This is a genomic window from Mesorhizobium sp. ES1-1 (assembly GCF_020164785.1).
GTDB lineage: Bacteria > Pseudomonadota > Alphaproteobacteria > Rhizobiales > Rhizobiaceae > Mesorhizobium.
This window is the reverse complement of sequence record NZ_JAIUGX010000008.1, coordinates 52,621-69,385: the sequence shown is the minus strand read 5'-3', so window position 1 is coordinate 69,385 and position 16,765 is coordinate 52,621. Positions and strand designations below refer to the sequence as shown.

The 16,765-nt window shown below is 61.5% G+C and carries 15 protein-coding genes and 1 pseudogene; 12 read left to right on the top strand and 4 right to left on the bottom strand.

Annotated features, from left to right (window positions below):
- Positions 1–64: 64 nt before the first annotated feature.
- Positions 65–568 (bottom strand): SixA phosphatase family protein, encoded by a 504-nt coding sequence (locus LB513_RS15225; protein WP_224664316.1) that lies wholly within the window; start codon positions 566–568, stop codon positions 65–67.
- Positions 569–838: 270 nt separating this feature from the next.
- Between LB513_RS15225 and dksA the strand changes: the two genes are divergently transcribed.
- Positions 839–1,255 (top strand): RNA polymerase-binding protein DksA, encoded by a 417-nt coding sequence (gene dksA, locus LB513_RS15220; protein WP_010909647.1) that lies wholly within the window; start codon positions 839–841, stop codon positions 1,253–1,255.
- Positions 1,256–1,352: 97 nt separating this feature from the next.
- Here the strand turns inward: dksA and LB513_RS15215 are convergent, their stop codons facing one another.
- Positions 1,353–2,117: a flagellar biosynthetic protein FliO gene (locus LB513_RS15215; RefSeq protein WP_224664315.1), complete on the bottom strand. Its 765-nt coding sequence runs from the start codon at positions 2,115–2,117 to the stop codon at positions 1,353–1,355.
- A gap of 223 nt (positions 2,118–2,340) precedes the next feature.
- Here LB513_RS15215 and cckA point away from each other — a divergent pair, with 223 nt between their 5' ends.
- Positions 2,341–4,914 carry a cell cycle histidine kinase CckA gene (gene cckA, locus LB513_RS15210; protein ID WP_224664314.1) on the top strand — a complete coding sequence of 858 codons (2,574 nt, stop codon included), beginning with the start codon at positions 2,341–2,343 and terminating at the stop codon, positions 4,912–4,914.
- A gap of 83 nt (positions 4,915–4,997) precedes the next feature.
- On the top strand, positions 4,998–5,711 hold the full coding sequence (locus LB513_RS15205) for a DeoD-type purine-nucleoside phosphorylase (RefSeq protein ID WP_224664313.1): 714 nt from the start codon (positions 4,998–5,000) through the stop codon (positions 5,709–5,711).
- A 102-nt stretch (positions 5,712–5,813) separates the two neighbouring features.
- Here the strand turns inward: LB513_RS15205 and LB513_RS15200 are convergent, their stop codons facing one another.
- Complete coding sequence (locus LB513_RS15200) at positions 5,814–6,119, bottom strand: ribbon-helix-helix domain-containing protein (RefSeq protein ID WP_224664312.1); 306 nt, start codon at positions 6,117–6,119, stop codon at positions 5,814–5,816.
- 222 nt (positions 6,120–6,341) lie between these two features.
- Between LB513_RS15200 and LB513_RS15195 the strand changes: the two genes are divergently transcribed.
- The 3 genes from LB513_RS15195 to LB513_RS15185 all read left to right on the top strand — a co-directional run bounded on the left by LB513_RS15195 (position 6,342) and on the right by LB513_RS15185 (position 8,968).
- Positions 6,342–6,737 (top strand): VOC family protein, encoded by a 396-nt coding sequence (locus LB513_RS15195; RefSeq protein ID WP_224664311.1) that lies wholly within the window; start codon positions 6,342–6,344, stop codon positions 6,735–6,737.
- 80 nt (positions 6,738–6,817) lie between these two features.
- On the top strand, positions 6,818–7,348 hold the full coding sequence (locus LB513_RS15190) for a gluconate 2-dehydrogenase subunit 3 family protein (protein WP_224664310.1): 531 nt from the start codon (positions 6,818–6,820) through the stop codon (positions 7,346–7,348).
- A gap of 48 nt (positions 7,349–7,396) precedes the next feature.
- Positions 7,397–8,968: a GMC family oxidoreductase gene (locus tag LB513_RS15185; protein WP_224664309.1), complete on the top strand. Its 1,572-nt coding sequence runs from the start codon at positions 7,397–7,399 to the stop codon at positions 8,966–8,968.
- Positions 8,969–9,029: 61 nt separating this feature from the next.
- Here LB513_RS15185 and LB513_RS15180 read toward each other — a convergent pair.
- Positions 9,030–9,427, bottom strand: a pseudogene (locus LB513_RS15180) (hypothetical protein).
- 289 nt (positions 9,428–9,716) lie between these two features.
- Here LB513_RS15180 and urtA point away from each other — a divergent pair.
- The 6 genes from urtA (at position 9,717) to LB513_RS15150 (ending at position 16,391) form a co-directional block, all read left to right on the top strand.
- Positions 9,717–11,027: an urea ABC transporter substrate-binding protein gene (urtA, locus tag LB513_RS15175; protein WP_224664308.1), complete on the top strand. Its 1,311-nt coding sequence runs from the start codon at positions 9,717–9,719 to the stop codon at positions 11,025–11,027.
- A gap of 105 nt (positions 11,028–11,132) precedes the next feature.
- Positions 11,133–12,749, top strand: a complete 1,617-nt coding sequence (urtB, locus tag LB513_RS15170) for an urea ABC transporter permease subunit UrtB (RefSeq protein ID WP_224664307.1) — start codon at positions 11,133–11,135, stop codon at positions 12,747–12,749.
- Positions 12,746–13,972 carry an urea ABC transporter permease subunit UrtC gene (urtC, locus tag LB513_RS15165; protein WP_224664306.1) on the top strand — a complete coding sequence of 409 codons (1,227 nt, stop codon included), beginning with the start codon at positions 12,746–12,748 and terminating at the stop codon, positions 13,970–13,972. Before urtB ends, urtC begins: the two co-directional genes overlap by 4 nt.
- A 4-nt stretch (positions 13,973–13,976) precedes the next feature.
- Positions 13,977–14,723 (top strand): urea ABC transporter ATP-binding protein UrtD, encoded by a 747-nt coding sequence (gene urtD, locus LB513_RS15160; protein ID WP_224664305.1) that lies wholly within the window; start codon positions 13,977–13,979, stop codon positions 14,721–14,723.
- 68 nt (positions 14,724–14,791) lie between these two features.
- Positions 14,792–15,487 carry an urea ABC transporter ATP-binding subunit UrtE gene (urtE, locus tag LB513_RS15155; protein ID WP_224664304.1) on the top strand — a complete coding sequence of 232 codons (696 nt, stop codon included), beginning with the start codon at positions 14,792–14,794 and terminating at the stop codon, positions 15,485–15,487.
- 433 nt (positions 15,488–15,920) lie between these two features.
- Entirely contained in the window at positions 15,921–16,391 is a 471-nt protein-coding gene (locus LB513_RS15150; RefSeq protein WP_224664303.1) for a DUF6894 family protein, read from the top strand.
- Positions 16,392–16,765 lie beyond the last annotated feature (374 nt).

Genomic DNA, 16,765 nt, shown 5'->3' with positions numbered 1-16,765 from the left:
TCGGGCTTGTGCCCGCCGGATATAGGCGCTGCAACCAGGCTTTGAAATGGCGTCGAGGCCGGGATCAAAAATCGGCCGGTGTCAGAAATGCGTCGAGATAGCCGGCGCCCTGGGCGGCCTTCGCCAGATCGCTGTCGAAGCGGATGACCGCCAGGCCCGCCGTTGGGAAGCCGTTATTGAGCTTTGCCCGTGCTGTCTCGTCGCCGGCTCCCGAAAGCGCGACGGCGAGATCCTCCATCATCGGGTTGTGTCCGATGACGAGCAGCGAACCCGGTCCCAAATTGTCACGGATGAGGCGGAGATAACCGGCGGCATCTACGCTGTAGAGCGTATCAGAGAACAGTACTTTCCCGGTATCGGCCATGCCGGCCAGGGCCTCGAGCGTCTCCTTCGCGCGCGTGGCCCTGGAGCACAGGGTAATGTCCGGAATGTAGGCCCGGGCCCGCATGGCCGCGCCGATCGCTTCGGCCTCCACCCGTCCGGACGCGTCGAGCGGCCGATCGAAGTCGCGCATGCCCGGCAGCGCCCACCCGGCCCTGGCGTGCCGCAAAAGAAAAAGTCTGCTCACCCAACCTCCGCTCGTGCCAGCCGCCGAAGCAGCCCGATTAGCCATGAGAATGTCCCGGTGCACAATGGCTCGTGCCATGGAGCCTGACGAACCAGCCATAAATCGGCGCGCACGACAGACCTATCTCAGCCGCCAGGACGCGTATTCTTTCGCTCACCGACGCTGGCCACACACTCTGACAATTGCTTGAGACGGTGGCTGTTTGCGCTTGTACAGGCGTCGGCCGACGAATATATAGGCGCCAAATTTGGGGCAGTTTGGGTGAGTCTAATGAACGACATCGTTACCGCCGATTACGTACCCTCCGAAGACGAGCCGTTCATGAACGAGCGGCAAAAATCCTACTTCCGCCTGAAGCTCGTGACTTGGAAGAATGACATTCTGCGCGAGGCGCGCGAAACACTCGAAATCCTGCAGCAGGAAAACGCAAACCATCCCGACCTCGCCGACCGGGCATCATCAGAAACAGACCGTGCTATCGAACTAAGGGCTCGTGACCGCCAGCGTAAGCTGATCGCGAAGATCGATTCGGCCTTGCAGCGCATCGACGAAGGCACTTACGGCTATTGCGAGGAAACAGGTGAGCCGATCGCCCTCAAGCGGCTGGACGCACGCCCGATCGCGACATTGTCCATCGAAGCGCAGGAGCGGCACGAGCGCCGCGAGAAGGTCTACCGCGACGATTGACGCCGAACCTGGCGACACGCCGTATTGGCGACATTGGTTTCAAATGGCCGGATTTCCGGCCATTTTCGTTTCCGGAATGCTGGGGTGCCGTCGCCGCTTACCGCTTCTGGCTGGAGAGTTCGCCAAGTAGCTTCGTCATTTCGTCGTCGAGAGACGGGGATGCCTTTGCCTGCGGCTTGCCCAATGGGACAACTGGGCGGGGCTCGTCCAGCGAGACCTCCAGTTCCTTCATCAACGCATCGTCGATGCTGTCGTCTTCCAACGGCGGTGGGGGCGCGTGTCGGACAGTATTGGCATTGGCCGAGCCGTAGGCGGGCAGCGGCCCCGACTTGGCCGACTGGTAGCTTTGCACCGGTGTCCTCGGTGGCGGAGTCGGCACTGGTTCGGGCGCGGTCTGGCGCTGGCGAGGTGCTGGCGCGGCGCTTACCGGCTGCGGAGCCGGCGGCTGTCTTGAGAGGACAGGAGCTGGGGCGGGTTGAGGGGCGCGTGGCCTTGGCGCCGCAGGCGTCGCCGTTGTCGGGACCTGCTGCGGTCCACCGTCGCCGGTCATCGCCGGGCGGCGCGGCGCCGAAAGCCTTATGTCGCGTTCGACGACCACATCGGTCGGGCCGCCAATCAGAAGGAGATGCTCGATGTCGTCGCGGCGCACCAGCACCAGCCGGCGATGGCTGTCGACGGCGGTGGCGTCCATCACGGCCAGGCGTGTCTTGCGGTTCCTGCCGCCGGCGACAAAGGTTCCGAATGTAAGACTTCGCACCAACCTGATGATGACGAGGACGATGACCAGCAGGATAAGCGCCGCGAATGTCCACACCAGTGCCGCGGCATAACCGGGGCCAGCCAAATTATCCAGCCACTGCATTGTTCTCCCCCGATCGCCCTTGCAAGTGACGCGAGACTAGACCGTCGCGACGGGCCACCGCAAGTTGCCTTTCGCCGTTGTTGAACAGGTTCAAAACTCCAGAGGCGACCGGATGTCATTTTTATCCGACATTTGCCGCCCAGCCCTTTTCCGGACTAGGAGAATATGATTCAACCCGCTAGGGGCGGGTGTCGGAACACCGGATTTCACGAGCAGGGGGCACATGGCCAAGGAAGCGCGCGGCGATTTCTATCCGGTACCGATCGTCGACCAGAATACGCGGCCCGGCGCCGTCACCCGGCTTATCATCTTCATCGTCGTTCTGACGGGCGCGGCAACCGTCTTCGGACTTTTCCGCGAGCACCTCGGCGATCCTTTCCTGCTCGGCATGCTGGGTGTGCTGGCCATGATCGGTGTCGGTTTTCTGTTCGCCACCGCAATCGGCTTTGTTCAGATCACGCCGCGATCGACAGGCGACGAACTGTCGAAATCCTTCGTCGATTCCATGTCGCAGGGGCTCTTGGTAACCGATACCAAGGGCCGTGTCGTCTATGCCAACCGTGCCTATGCCGACATGACGGGCGCGTCGTCCGCGGCCGACCTGAAGACGGTCGAGGGGCTGTTGTCGGATGTTCCGGAAGCCTCGGTAACCATCTATCGGCTGGCGTCCGGCCTGCGCGACGGTCAGCCCGGCGACGGCGAGTTCCGGCTGGCGCAATCCATACGGCCCGGCGCCGAACCGGGTGCCCGTTGGTACCGGGCACGCGCCCGCACCTTCAATGTTCCGGGGCAACGGCAGCCTATGCTGGCTTGGCAGCTCGCCGACATATCTCAGGAGCGGGCCGAGCAGGAGCGCTTCTTTCTCGACCTCCAGAAGGCGATCGATCACCTTGACCACGCGCCTGCCGGCTTCTTTTCGGCCGACCAGGAAGGCCGTGTCACCTATATCAACGCCACGCTCGCGGAATGGCTGGGCATCGACCTCGCCAGCTTTACCCCGGGCGCCGTTTCCCTGCCTGACATCGTCGCCGGCGACGGCATGGCGCTGGTGCGCTCTGTCAAGGCCGATCCCGGCACGACGCGCAACGCAGTCATCGATCTGGATTTGACCACGATGACGGGCCAGGCGCTGCCGGTGCGCTTCATGCATCGCGTCTCGGCCAGCCGCGAGGGCGTCAATGGTCCCACACGCACGATCGTGCTCAATCGAACGCAGGGTGAAGACGCCTCGGCCGACCTGCGTGCCTCGGAAGTGCGCTTCACCCGCTTCTTCAACTCCACACCGATGGCCATCGCCGGCGTCGACCATAATGGGCGCATCCTGCGCACCAATGCACCGTTCCTGTCTCTATTCTCGTCCGTCGTCGACCGGGACGCCGTCGATCGGCGCGTGCGCCTCGATACGGTGATCCACGAGCGCGACCGGCCGGCTTTCGCCGTGGCCTTCGAGAAGGCGCGGCAACGGCAAGCCGACATCGAGCCGATCGACACATTGCTGCCAGGCAACGAAGAGCGGCACATCCGTTTCTATGTCAACGCAGTGGCCGATGGCACAGGCGGCGAGGGCGCCGAGGAGTCGGCAATCGTTTACGCCGTCGAGACGACCGAACAGAAGGCCCTTGAAGGGCAGATGGCGCAAAGCCAGAAGATGCAGGCGGTCGGCCAACTCGCCGGCGGCATCGCGCACGATTTCAACAACGTGCTGACAGCCATCATCATGGCGTCGGATCTCTTGCTGACCAACCACCGGCCGTCGGACCCATCCTTTCCCGACATCATGAACATAAAGCAGAACGCCAACCGAGCGGCATCGCTGGTGCGGCAGCTGCTGGCCTTCTCGCGCAAGCAGACGCTGCGCCCGGAGGTGCTCAACCTGACCGATGTGCTCGCCGACCTCAGGATGCTGCTTGCCCGCCTGGTCGGCAACGACATCAAGCTCAAGGTTGACCACGGCCGCGATCTGTGGCCCGTCAAGGTCGATATCGGCCAGTTCGAGCAGGTGGTGGTCAACCTTGCGGTCAATGCGCGCGACGCCATGCCGGCGGGCGGCGACCTCACCGTGCGCACCCGCAATGTGACAGCGGATGAATCCAAAGCGTTTTCCTACCGGGAACTCACCCCGGGCGACTATGTGGTCGTCGAGGTGGAGGACACCGGCAGCGGCATCGCGCCCGATGTACTGAAAAAGATCTTCGAGCCGTTCTTCACCACGAAGGAAGTCGGCAAGGGGACGGGGCTGGGCCTGTCGATGGTCTACGGAATCATCAAGCAGACCGGCGGCTACATCTTCTGCGATTCCGAAGTCGGCAAGGGCACGACGTTTCGCATCTTCCTGCCGCGCCATATCGCGGAGGTGAAGAAGGCAGGCGAACCGAGCGATGTGCCGGCGGTGCCGGTCAAGGTCGCCGATGTCGCAAAGGACCTCTCCGGATCGGCGACCGTACTGCTCGTCGAGGACGAGGACGCGGTGCGCATGGGCGGCGTGCGAGCGCTGGTGTCGCGCGGGTATACCGTCCACGAAGCGTCCTCGGGCGTCGAGGCGCTGGAAGTCTACGAAGCGCTGGGCGGCAAGGTCGATATCGTCGTTTCCGACGTGGTCATGCCTGAAATGGATGGACCAACGCTGCTTGGCGAGTTGCGCAAGCGTCAGCCGGACATCAAGTTCGTCTTCGTGTCCGGCTACGCCGAGGATGCCTTCGCCAGAAACCTTCCCGCCGACGCACATTTCGGTTTCCTGCCGAAACCGTTTTCGCTCAAGCAGCTGGCGACGATCGTCAAGGACATGCTGGAGGCCTAAGCCTTTCGTATGTGCGCTTGCGCTATGCCGTCACTACGCCATGATTACGGGCGAAATGGCAGGCGTGCTTGGGGGAGCAGCGGTTGACGATACACATCGAGGCTGAAAAGGGCGATATCGCCGACACGGTGCTGCTGCCGGGCGACCCGGAGCGGGCCGAATGGATGGCGAAAACATTCCTGCAGGCGCCGCGTTGTATCAATCGCCGGCGCGGGGCTCTGGGGTTCACCGGAGAGTTTCGGGGCAAACCGGTCAGCATCCAGACGACCGGCATCGGCGTGTCGTCCTTCCTGATCTACGCGCATGAATTGCTGGACTATTACGGAGTGCGCACCCTGATCCGCACGGGCACATGCGGCGGACTGACCGCTGCGGTAAAGCTGCGCAGCCTTGTGATCGCGCGCTCGGCACGACCCGAAAGCGAGAAAAGCGGCAAGGTTTTCGGTCTCTATGATGCTGCCTCCGGCCCTGATCCAGCGCTTTTCGCCAGGGCCTTGACCAAAGCGTCCGAACTCGGCATCGACCACCATGCCGGCCTTATCGCCAGCAGCGATATCTTCCATCATCCAGAGGGTCACGCTCGCTTTGCCGATGCGCGGGCCGCGGGTGCCCTGGCTGTGGACATGGAAACCAGCGCGCTCTACCGCATCGCCGGGCATTTCGGGGCGCGGGCGCTGTCGATCTGCACCGTGGTCGACAACATCGATACCGGCGAATTCACCGACTATTCCGAACGCCAAACGCTTTTCACCCCTATGGCCTGCCTAGCGCTTGAGGTCACCGTGGATCAGCCGTGACGAGAGCAATTCCAAGAAAAGTGTGAAACGGTTTCAGGTCCGGAATTACGGCAAGACAACCAGCTAGAGCGGTTTGCCGTTTCGATGAAACAATGAACCTCTCTAGGCGGCTTGCCGCTTCGGCGCGACCTGCTCGTCCAGGTCGGGCCGATGGCCGCGGAGATAGAGCGCGCAGGTGGTGCGCAGCATCGAGGCGAAGTTGGGGATGGCCCCATTGATCTCGATGGCCTCGTCGTAGAGTTTCGAGATGAATTTCGGCGTGGTCAAGCCTTGGCTATCAGCGATCTCGTCGAGCAGCGCCCAGAACGTGGCTTCGAGCTGGATGCTGGTCGAGTGTCCGTCGATACGGATCGACCGGTTGATCTGACGATAGCCTTCGGGATCCTGCCCCGCAAACACCCTGCACATCCGACAAACCTCCCATGATTGTTGGTCTTGGGTGGACGTCCGGGTTGCAAAGCGGTTCGTCCCCGGAATCACTTTCCGGCAAAATGGCCGTCACGGCAATCGGACTTTCGTCCGGATCGCTTCTCGGAGAAAGGTCCTCCCTTTCTCGCGTGGTAACCGGCTGCCACCATCTTTCGCCGGGGCCGCTCATAATCGCTCAGCACCGCAACTACGGAGACTGATTTGGCGAAGGCGATTCATTCCATGATCCGGGTCCTCGATGAGGCCCGGTCCGTCGATTTTTACAGGCACGCCTTCGGGCTCGATGTCGCCGACAGGCTGGAATTCGAGACATTCACGCTGGTCTATCTCAGCAATGCCGAGGCGGCGTTCGAGGTCGAGTTGACCGTGAACAAGGGCCGCCAGGAACCTTATGCACTGGGGGACGGCTACGGCCACCTCGCTGTCTCCGTCGCCGATCTCGACAGCGAACATGACCGGCTTGGCGCGATTGGCCTCAACCCGAAAAAGATCGTCGAGTTCAACCATGATGGCTCGCTGATCGCCCGCTTCTTCTTCATCGAGGACCCCGACGGCTACAAGATCGAGGTTCTGCAACGGGGAGCCCGCTTCCAGTAGACGATATCGCAGCCGCGCCTCCGCGCGCGGAGCCAGCAACCGCGCGTTCCGACGCGCAAATAGCAAGCAGGGAGGAAAATATGGTCACGATCTATGACGCCAAGCCTGGACTCTCTCGTCGTGAACTTCTGAGACGTGGCGGCATCGGCGCGTTGCTCGTCGTCTCGGGCAGCGCCGTCATCAGCCCCGAACATGCTTGGGGGCTCGAGACTTCAGCGCTCAAACCTGAAACCATGGCGACGCTGATCCAGATGGCGCGCGACGTCTATCCACACGATCAGGTTCCCGACCGATTTTATGCCATCGCCGTGAAAGGTCATGACGAGAAGGCCGGCAAGGACCCGGCCTACAAGTCGATGATCGAAGACGGGATCGCCGACCTCGACAAGAAGTCAGGCGATGGAGGCTACCGCGGTCTTGGATGGGAGGAGCAGCGGGTCGCGGTGCTGAAGCAGATCGAGACGACGCCATTCTTCCAAACCGTCCGCGGCGGACTCGTGGTGGGCCTCTACAACCAGAAGGAGGTCTGGCCGATCTTCGGCTACGAGGGCGAGTCCTATTCCAAGGGCGGTTACATCGCGCGCGGTTTCGGCGACATCGACTGGCTCTGAGCCGCCATCGTTCTCGAGACGCGCAATCAGGAATTCTGGGAGGAAACCATGGCAGCAGCATTTGACCTGAACAATGACGGCGTGGTCGTCATCATCGGCTCGGGGGCCGGCGGCGGCACGCTGGGCAACGAACTCGCGCAGAAGGGTATCGACGTTGTTATCCTCGAGGCGGGCGCGCGCCACGAATATGAGGACTTCATCAATGACGAGTGGGATTCGTTCTCCCAGCTCGCCTGGACGGACAAACGCACGACTTCGGGCGACTGGCGGGTTGCGAAGGATTTCCCAAACCTGCCGGCCTGGATCGTCAAAGCCGTCGGTGGCTCGACAACGCACTGGGCCGGAGCCTCGCTGCGCTTTCAGGAACACGAGTTCAAGACGCTCTCGACCTACGGAAAGGTCGAGGGAGCGAACCTGCTCGACTGGCCAATCACGTTGGCCGAGATGGAGCCCTATTACGCCAAGGCCGAAGCCAAGATGGGCGTCACCGGGACCAATGACTGGCGGAGGCTGCCAGGCAACAACAATTTCAAGGTGCTGAAGGCCGGCGCCGACAAGCTCGGCTACAAGGAGTGCCATACCGGGAACATGGCCATCAACTCCGTCCAGCGCGACGACCGTAATTCCTGTCAGCAGACGGGCTTCTGCTTCCAGGGCTGCAAATGGGGGGCCAAATGGTCGACGCTCTATACGGAGATTCCCAAGGGCGAGGAGACCGGGCATCTCGAGGTCAGGCCGAACTCCATGGCCATCAAGATCAACCACGATGCCGCCGGAAAGGTCACCGGCGTCGTCTATGCCGACAAGGATGGCAAAATGCACGAGCAGAAGGCCCGCATCGTCGCCGTCGCGGGCAATTCCATCGAGAGCCCCAGGCTGCTGCTCAATTCTGCATCAGCTAAATATCCGGACGGTCTCGCCAACTCGTCGGGACAGGTGGGCAAGAACTACATGCGCCACACGACCGGCTCGGTCTACGCCATTTTCGACAAGCCGGTGCACATGTATCGCGGCACCACAATGGCCGGCATCATCCGCGACGAGGCGCGTCATGATCCGTCGCGTGGCTTCGTCGGCGGTTACGAGTTCGAGACACTGTCGCTGGGGCTGCCATTCATGGCAGCTTTCCTTGACCCAGGTGGTTGGGGGCGGTCCTTCACCACGGCGCTCGATCACTACGACCACATGGCCGGCCTGTGGATTGTCGGCGAGGACATGCCGCGCGCGGAGAACCGTATCACGCTGCATGCGGACATGAAGGATGAGCATGGGATGCCGGTCGCCGACGTGCATTTCGACGACCACCCGAACGACACCGCGATGCGCAGCCACGCCTACAAGCAGGCCGCTGCGCTTTACGATGCGGTAGGCGCGACCCGCACCTTCCCGACGCCGCCCTATCCGTCGACGCACAATCTCGGCACCAATCGGATGAGCGAGAAAGCGGAGGACGGCGTCGTCAACAAGCACGGACAGACCCACGACGTCAAAAACCTGTTCGTGTCGGACGGCAGCCAGTTCACCACGGGCGCCGCGGAAAACCCGACGCTCACGATCGTGTCGCTGGCCATCCGCCAGGCCGATTACATCGCCTCGCAGATGTCGGCCAAGACCATCTAGTCATCCTGCCGACTGCTTCCTGGCGCGGATCCCTTGGGTTCCGCGTCCTTTATCGGGCGTCTCAGCCCTTGGTGCAGGTAGACGCGGTGAAGGCGCCGTCGGGCTTTCTCATAATGATGTCGAAAGAGGGCTGACCGGGACCGTCGAGCGTTGCCTGGGTCAATGAGATCGAGTTGCCGCCCGCAGTATAGCCGCCCAATGGCCCGAGCCACGAGATCGCGCCATTGGCATCCATCCGATAATTATAGGCTTGTCGTGAGGCGCCGTAGATGACCGGGCCACTATAGACGGTGCCTTTGATGGTGATGTCGCCCAGATTGATGAACATGCCAGCAGATAGACTTCGCAGTGATAGGTGCCGTCCGGCAGTCTGCCGTCCTGGAAGTCGGCGCGTGCGGCGCCGATTGTCGCCGCAATAAGCGATGTGATGACAATGACGCGAGAGAGAAGAGCTTTCATTTCAGCGCTCGAGTTGGACGATGGATGCCGTAGGCCGTTGCAGACATCGTAGCGGCGGGAACAAAATATAGGCAAAATAGCAAATTGACCAAAATTTCGGCAGGTGGCGTACTCGATGCGCAAATTCCTCTCACCACCTTTTTCGCTCCCTCCTTTGTTCTTCGGAGCTAATATAGCAAGTGATTGATAACGCTTCCGAATAGTCGGCAGTCTGCCGGACATTGGCGGATTGGCACGGCGGTTGCATCGCACTCCAGCGGTAAGATCAACCAGGCTTGGAGTGTGCAATATGAGGGGCAGTTTCTCTACAATAATAAAAACGTTTTCAGCGAGCGTGGTCGCGGCGGGTGTGTTGATGTCCGTCCCGGCCCGGGCTGCCGAAGACACGATAAAGGTCGGCATTCTTCATTCGCTTTCGGGGACGATGGCGATTTCGGAGACGACGCTGAAGGACGCCATGCTGATGCTCATCGACGAGCAGAATGCCAAGGGCGGCCTGCTTGGCAAGAAGCTCGAAGCCGTCGTCGTCGATCCGGCGTCCAACTGGCCGCTGTTCGCCGAAAAGGCCCGCGAGCTGATCTCCAAGGACAAGGTCGCGGCGGTGTTCGGCTGCTGGACCTCGGTGTCGCGCAAATCGGTTCTGCCGGTGTTCAGCGAACTCGACAACATCCTGTTCTACCCCGTCCAGTACGAGGGCGAGGAGAGCGAGCGCAACGTGTTCTACACCGGTGCGGCGCCGAACCAGCAGGCCATTCCGGCGGTCGACTATCTGATGAGCGCGGATGGTGGCTCGGTTAAGCGTTGGGTGCTTGAAGGCACCGACTACGTCTATCCGCGCACCACCAACAAGATCCTCGAAGCCTATCTGAAATCCAAGGGCGTCGCGGCCGAAGACATCATGACTAACTACACGCCGTTCGGCTTCTCCGACTGGCAGACCGAAGTTTCTGCGATCAAGAAGTTCGGTTCGGCCGGCAAGAAGACCGCGGTCGTCTCGACCGTCAACGGTGACGCCAACGTGCCGTTCTACAAGGAGCTCGGCAACCAGGGCATCAAGGCCGAGGACATCCCGGTCATGGCGTTCTCCGTCGGCGAGGAAGAGCTTGCCGGTCTCGACACCAAACCGCTTGTCGGCCATCTCGCCGCCTGGAACTATTTCGAGAGCGTCAACACGCCCGAGAACAAGAAGTTCATCGCCGGTTGGCACAAGTTCATCAAGAATAACAAGCGGACCACCAACGACCCAATGGAAGCGCACTATATCGGCTTCAACATGTGGGTGAAGGCGGTTGAAAAGGCCGGCACCACCGATCCGGACAAGGTCATCGACGCAATGATCGGCGTCTCCGTTCCGAACCTGACCGGCGGCTATTCGACGATGATGCCAAACCACCATATCACCAAGCCGGTGCTGATCGGCGAAATCCAGGCCAACGGCCAGTTCGAAACCGTTTCGAAGACGCCAGGCCTGGTGATGGGCGACGAGTGGTCCGACTACCTGCCCGACTCCAAGGACCTGATCTCCGATTGGCGCGCGCCGCTCAACTGCGGCAACTTCAACGTCAAAACCGGCAAGTGCGGCGGCAAGGGCACGAACTGATCTCCCAGGGCAGGACCTTCGGGTCCAACCCGTGACCGCGTGCGTCCGGACAGTGCAGCCACTGTCCGGACGCCCAGTTCAACCCTCGAGAGCCATCAAGAACCGATGAAGATTCTCCATGCTATCGGCCTGACATTTGTGCTCCTGCTGGCGACGCTGTCGTCTTCGGACGCCGCCGAAGCCGAGTTGCGTGCCATAATCGCCAAATTCGCGACAGCCACCGACTTCTCCGAGACAGGAGCCGTCGTTCGCGAATTGACAGCGACAGGCGATCCGGCTGTCGAAAGGCCACTCGCCGCTTTGGCGGACGGTAATCTTTACGTTCGCACGACGGACTCGATGGTGTTTGTCGGCCAGGAAGGCGACGAGACCTTTCAGCTGTTCGATCCGCTGAGCGGCGAGGCAGCGGGAGAGGCCTCCGGTGACGACATTACCAAGATCAGCGTCAACAACACGCTGCGCCGGGCCATCCGCGATGCTTTAGGCACGTTGACGCTTGGCTCCAAGAACCCGGCTGTGCGCATCGCCGCCGCTGACACGATGTTCAAGACGCCGGACGCTTCCAATATCGGCCCGCTCGACGCGGCAATTGCCGGTGAAATCGATGCGGTCGTCAAGGCTTTGCTTGAGCAGGCTCGTGCCGCCTCGGTCCTGGTGTCGGATCAGCCTGAGGCGGACAAGCTTGCCGCCATCGCGCTGATCGGCTCCCGCGGCGATCGAGACGCGGTTTCGCTGCTCACCTCCGTCGAGGCCAACGCCTCCGGATCAGTGAAGGACGCGGCGACCGCGGCCATTGCGAACATCAATTCGACGCTGGCATTGTGGGATGCAGGCCAGAACATCTGGTACGGCATTTCGCTCGGGTCGGTACTGCTGCTGGCCGCGATCGGGCTTGCGATCACCTTCGGCGTCATGGGCGTCATCAACATGGCCCATGGCGAGATGGTCATGCTCGGCGCTTATACCACGTTCGTTGTTCAGCAGGTGATCCGCACCTCGTTTCCCGATCTGTTCGACTGGTCCCTGGTCATCGCGCTGCCACTGGCGTTTCTCGTCTCGGCCCTGGTTGGTCTGATCATCGAGCGGGGCGTCATCCGTTTCCTTTACGGCCGTCCGCTGGAGACGCTGCTGGCGACATGGGGCGTTTCGCTCATCCTGCAGCAGACCGTGCGCTCGATCTTCGGTCCGACTAACCAGGAGGTTGGCAACCCATCCTGGATGTCGGGCTCCTTCAACGTCGGCCAACTCGCCGTCACCTGGAACCGGCTCTGGATCCTGGTGTTCGCACTCACCGTATTCGCCGTGCTGCTCTATGTGATGAAACGCACGCCTTGGGGCCTGCAGATGCGCGCCGTCACCGCTAACCGGCGCATGGCCGCCTCGATGGGCATCCGGACGCCATGGGTCGACGCGCTGACATTTGCGTTGGGGTCGGGAATCGCCGGCATCGCCGGCGTCGCGCTCAGCCAGATCGACAACGTGTCGCCCAATCTCGGACGCGGCTACATTATCGACAGCTTCATGGTCGTCGTCTTCGGCGGTGTCGGCAATCTATGGGGCACACTGGTCGGCGCCTTCTCGCTCGGCATCATCAACAAGTTCCTCGAACCCTATGCCGGCGCGGTGCTGGGCAAGATCGTCGTGCTCGTGCTGATCATCCTGTTCATCCAGAAGCGCCCGCGCGGGCTGTTCGCGCTCAAGGGCAGGGCGGTGGAAGCATGATGTCAGGACGCTTCTTCGCCTCCGGCGCGGACCGCCGGATCGCCATCACCATCTTCATCCTGCTGGCGGTGGCCGTCATCGTCCCGGTGCTCAACCTGGCGGTCTCGCCGACCAGCGCCTTCTACATCCCGTCCTATATCGTCGCCCTGACCGGCAAATATCTCTGCTATGCGCTGCTCGCGCTCGCGCTCGACCTCGTCTGGGGATATTGCGGCATCCTTTCGCTGGGCCATGGCGCGTTCTTCGCGCTTGGCGGCTACGCGATGGGCATGTACCTGATGCGCCAGATCGGCTCGCGCGGCGTGTACGGCAACCCCGTCCTGCCGGATTTCATGGTGTTCCTGAACTACAAGGAATTGCCGTGGTTCTGGACAGGCTTCGACCAATTCTGGTTCGCCGCGCTCATGGTGTTGGCCGTCCCCGGGCTGCTTGCCTTCGTGTTCGGCTGGTTCGCCTTCCGCAGCCGCGTCACCGGCGTCTATCTTTCGATCATCACGCAGGCCATGACCTATGCGCTGCTGCTCGCCTTCTTCCGCAACGATATGGGCTTCGGCGGCAATAACGGCCTGACCGATTTCAAGGATATTCTGGGCTTCAACGTGCAGGCCGATGCGACTCGTTCGGCCTTGTTCGCGGCGAGTGCGGTGACGCTCGCACTTGGTGTGTTGGTCACCTGGGCAATCGTCGGTTCGAAATATGGCAAGCTGCTGATGGCGGTGCGCGACGCCGAGAGCCGTACGCGTTTCCTCGGATGGCGCGCCGAGAACGTGAAGCTGTTTGCCTTCACTGTGTCGGCGGTGATGGCCGGCATAGCGGGCGCGCTCTACGTGCCGCAGGTCGGCATCATCAATCCGGGCGAATTCGAGCCGTCCAACTCGATCGAGGTGGTGATCTGGGCGGCGGTTGGCGGTCGCGGCACCATCGTCGGACCGATCATCGGCGCGCTCCTCGTCAATGCCGGCAAGTCCTGGTTCACGGGCGTGCTGCCGGAATTATGGTTGTTTGCGCTGGGCGGCCTGTTCGTCGCCGTCACGCTGCTCTTGCCCAAGGGCATCATTGGAATGTGGGATTCCTGGCGCGGCAATGCCAAGGCGCGACGGGCCGCATCGCTGGCGGAAGAGGCTGGCACCGATGGCCAGGTCGTCGAACCGAAGATCGTTCGCGGCGCGGCGCGGACCTCCGGCGACTGGTCGTCGCCTGCCGAACCGCAACCGGCGGAGTAGAGCCATGTCGAAGAGCAACACCATCCTCTATCTCGACGGCGTCTCGGTCTCCTTCGACGGATTTCGCGCCATCAACAATCTGTCGCTGGTGCTCGACAAGGGCGAGATGCGCGCCATCATCGGCCCCAACGGGGCCGGCAAGACGACGATGATGGATATCGTCACCGGAAAGACACGCCCCGACGAGGGGGAGGTGTTCTTCGACGGGCAGGTGGACCTGACCAAGCACGACGAAGCCGAGATCGCAATGATGGGCATCGGCCGGAAGTTCCAGAAACCCACGGTCTTCGAGAGTCACACGATCGAGGAGAATTTGATGCTGGCGCTGAAGGGGCCGCGCTCGATCTTTCCGGCGCTTTTTCATCGCCGCTCGGCGGGGGAGGCGCGGCAGATCGACGATATTCTCGGCATCATCCGCCTTGGCAACAAACGTGACCAATTGGCGGCCAATCTCAGTCACGGGCAGAAACAGTGGCTGGAGATCGGCATGCTGTTGGCGCAGGACCCGAAGCTGCTGCTGGTCGACGAGCCTGTCGCCGGTATGACAGACGCCGAGACGGAGGAGACCGCAAGGTTGCTCAAGGACATCGCGCGCGACCATTCGGTCATCGTGGTCGAACACGACATGCATTTCGTGCGTGAACTCGGTGTCAAGGTCACCTGCCTGCACGAAGGCGCGGTGCTCTCCGAGGGCACACTCGATTTTGTTTCGGCCGACGAGCGCGTCGTCGAAGTCTATCTGGGGAGATGACATGATCTGGCGTGTTCAATTTCATCGCTTCGACCTGGCCTTCCTCAGGTTCTGGAAAAGGCGCTGACATGCTCGAGGTTTCGAACGCCACGCTGCACTACGGCGCTGCCCAGGCGCTGCGTGGCGTATCGCTGAAGGCGGGGGCGGGCAAGATCACTTGCGTGCTCGGCCGCAACGGCGTCGGCAAGACCAGTTTGATGAGATCGATCGTTGGCCATCACCGGTTGACGAGCGGAAGCGTTGCCTTCGAGGGGAAGGCGCTCGACCGGAGCGCGGCGTATGATCGCGCCCGGTCGGGCATCGCATTCGTGCCGCAGGGAAGGGAGATCTTCCCTCTGCTCACGGTACGCGAAAACCTGGAATCGGGGTTCGCGCCTTTGAGGCGCTCCGACCGCAATGTCCCAGCCCATGTCTTCGAGTTGTTCCCGGTGCTGAAGCAGATGCTCGGCCGCCGCGGCGGCGACCTATCCGGTGGCCAGCAACAGCAGCTGGCGATTGGCCGCGCGCTGGTGATGCGGCCGAAGCTCCTGGTGCTCGACGAACCGACAGAAGGCATCCAACCGTCGATCATCAAGGATATCGGCCGCGCCATCCGCTATCTGCGCGACCAGGCCGGCATTGCCATACTGCTGGTCGAACAATATCTCGATTTTTGCCGCGAGCTCGCAGATGAGGTGAACATCATGGATCGCGGGATGATCGTGCATACGGGGCCGGCGGAAGACCTGGATCGCGCTGATGTCCGTAAATTCCTGACGGTTTAGAAGCGCGCTAGACTTAAATCCGACGAGACGAAGTGCGTTCTCTGTCGGTCGGCGATCTCTTGTCAGGGCCAGCAGAATCGCGCGCTGGCCGAACGCCTTCAATGAGGTCTCGATATCGAAAATGCCGCGCCCCGGTGGGGCTGGCCGGACCACTCCAATTCCGATCCGGCTGAGCCCGTCGCGATCATACTCGGAGGCTTCGCTCCGGAAGGAACCCTTCGTCCGGTCGCGGGTTGCAACTGCTCCAAGTCAAGCAAGACGCATGGACCGAGCAATGAGGATGGCGATGTTCATGCGGTTATCGTCTGGACAAAGACCAGCGCGAGGACATGCTAGAATATCGCGTTAGCGGAGGCTGTCGTCGCGGCCTCCATGTTCTGAAAGCCCGAAGGAGGCGGCCGTGCAAATCGTTCGAACGGAAGTCACGAGAGCGTTGACGCCGGATGGCCTGCCGATCCTGCGCGTGATGTTTTGCGGCGAGGGCCATGCATGCGTTACCGTGGACATGCCCGATGAAGCAGCCGAGGACGACGCGCTGAACAGGGCCAAGGCTATTCTGCTCAAGACGGCAACATTCGATCTTGCTGCCAATGATTATGATGCGGCCAGCAACGGCAATTTCGACCAGGTGGAAGTAACCTCCGCCAGCGACAGCGCTGGTGAAGTGTACATCTTTGAATATCGGGACGGAGATGCTGCGCGGCGTATCCCACCATCAAGAATGCCGAGCCCCGAGGCGGCGCGGTCGGAAGCCATCCGCTGCGCGGTCGATCTCCTTGTCGATCTTCAGCCGGGCGTCGACGATCTATCCGGTTGGTTGGTTCGGGTGACCAGCGAAAATGGCGAGTTGTTGTGGGTGGTCGATGTGGCCGAAGCGGAAGCGGCAAGGCAGGCCCATCAGTAGCGGCCGGACTGCCGCTGGCACGCGGCGAACGAGTTGCTGCGCAGCTATTAGCGCACTAAGGCCAACGTGCCCATTTTCCAAGTAGATGGGTCATATCCACGTCGAACAGTCTTTGACGTGGAACATCGAAATACCAGATGCCGAAAGCGGTGAAGACCGCAACCATGATCATCGGATACAAAGGGTCGAACACGAAGTTGAGCGGATGACGCTTTGGTTTTTCCGGTTGTCTCCGCTCCCGGCCGTATCTGAATTCATAGCCCAAAATATCACCCGCGCGTCGCAGGACTGATCCTAAACGATATGATCTTAAGAAACTCTATCAGCAGTTGCTAACCTAGTGTCGTGGCGCCGGCGTGTCCGAACGTTGTTGC

Excerpts from the sequence above, each read along its gene's own strand:
- LB513_RS15190 (WP_224664310.1), top strand. The coding sequence starts at position 6,818 with ATGGTCACGATCTATGACGCCAAGCCTGGACTCTCTCGTCGTGAACTT.
- LB513_RS15215 (WP_224664315.1), bottom strand. The coding sequence starts at position 2,117 with ATGCAGTGGCTGGATAATTTGGCTGGCCCCGGTTATGCCGCGGCACTG.
- LB513_RS15185 (WP_224664309.1), top strand. The coding sequence starts at position 7,397 with ATGGCAGCAGCATTTGACCTGAACAATGACGGCGTGGTCGTCATCATC.
- urtB (WP_224664307.1), top strand. The coding sequence starts at position 11,133 with ATGAAGATTCTCCATGCTATCGGCCTGACATTTGTGCTCCTGCTGGCG.
- dksA (WP_010909647.1), top strand. The coding sequence starts at position 839 with ATGAACGACATCGTTACCGCCGATTACGTACCCTCCGAAGACGAGCCG.
- urtD (WP_224664305.1), top strand. The coding sequence starts at position 13,977 with ATGTCGAAGAGCAACACCATCCTCTATCTCGACGGCGTCTCGGTCTCC.
- LB513_RS15200 (WP_224664312.1), bottom strand. The coding sequence starts at position 6,119 with ATGTGCAGGGTGTTTGCGGGGCAGGATCCCGAAGGCTATCGTCAGATC.
- urtE (WP_224664304.1), top strand. The coding sequence starts at position 14,792 with ATGCTCGAGGTTTCGAACGCCACGCTGCACTACGGCGCTGCCCAGGCG.
- urtA (WP_224664308.1), top strand. The coding sequence starts at position 9,717 with ATGAGGGGCAGTTTCTCTACAATAATAAAAACGTTTTCAGCGAGCGTG.
- cckA (WP_224664314.1), top strand. The coding sequence starts at position 2,341 with ATGGCCAAGGAAGCGCGCGGCGATTTCTATCCGGTACCGATCGTCGAC.
- urtC (WP_224664306.1), top strand. The coding sequence starts at position 12,746 with ATGATGTCAGGACGCTTCTTCGCCTCCGGCGCGGACCGCCGGATCGCC.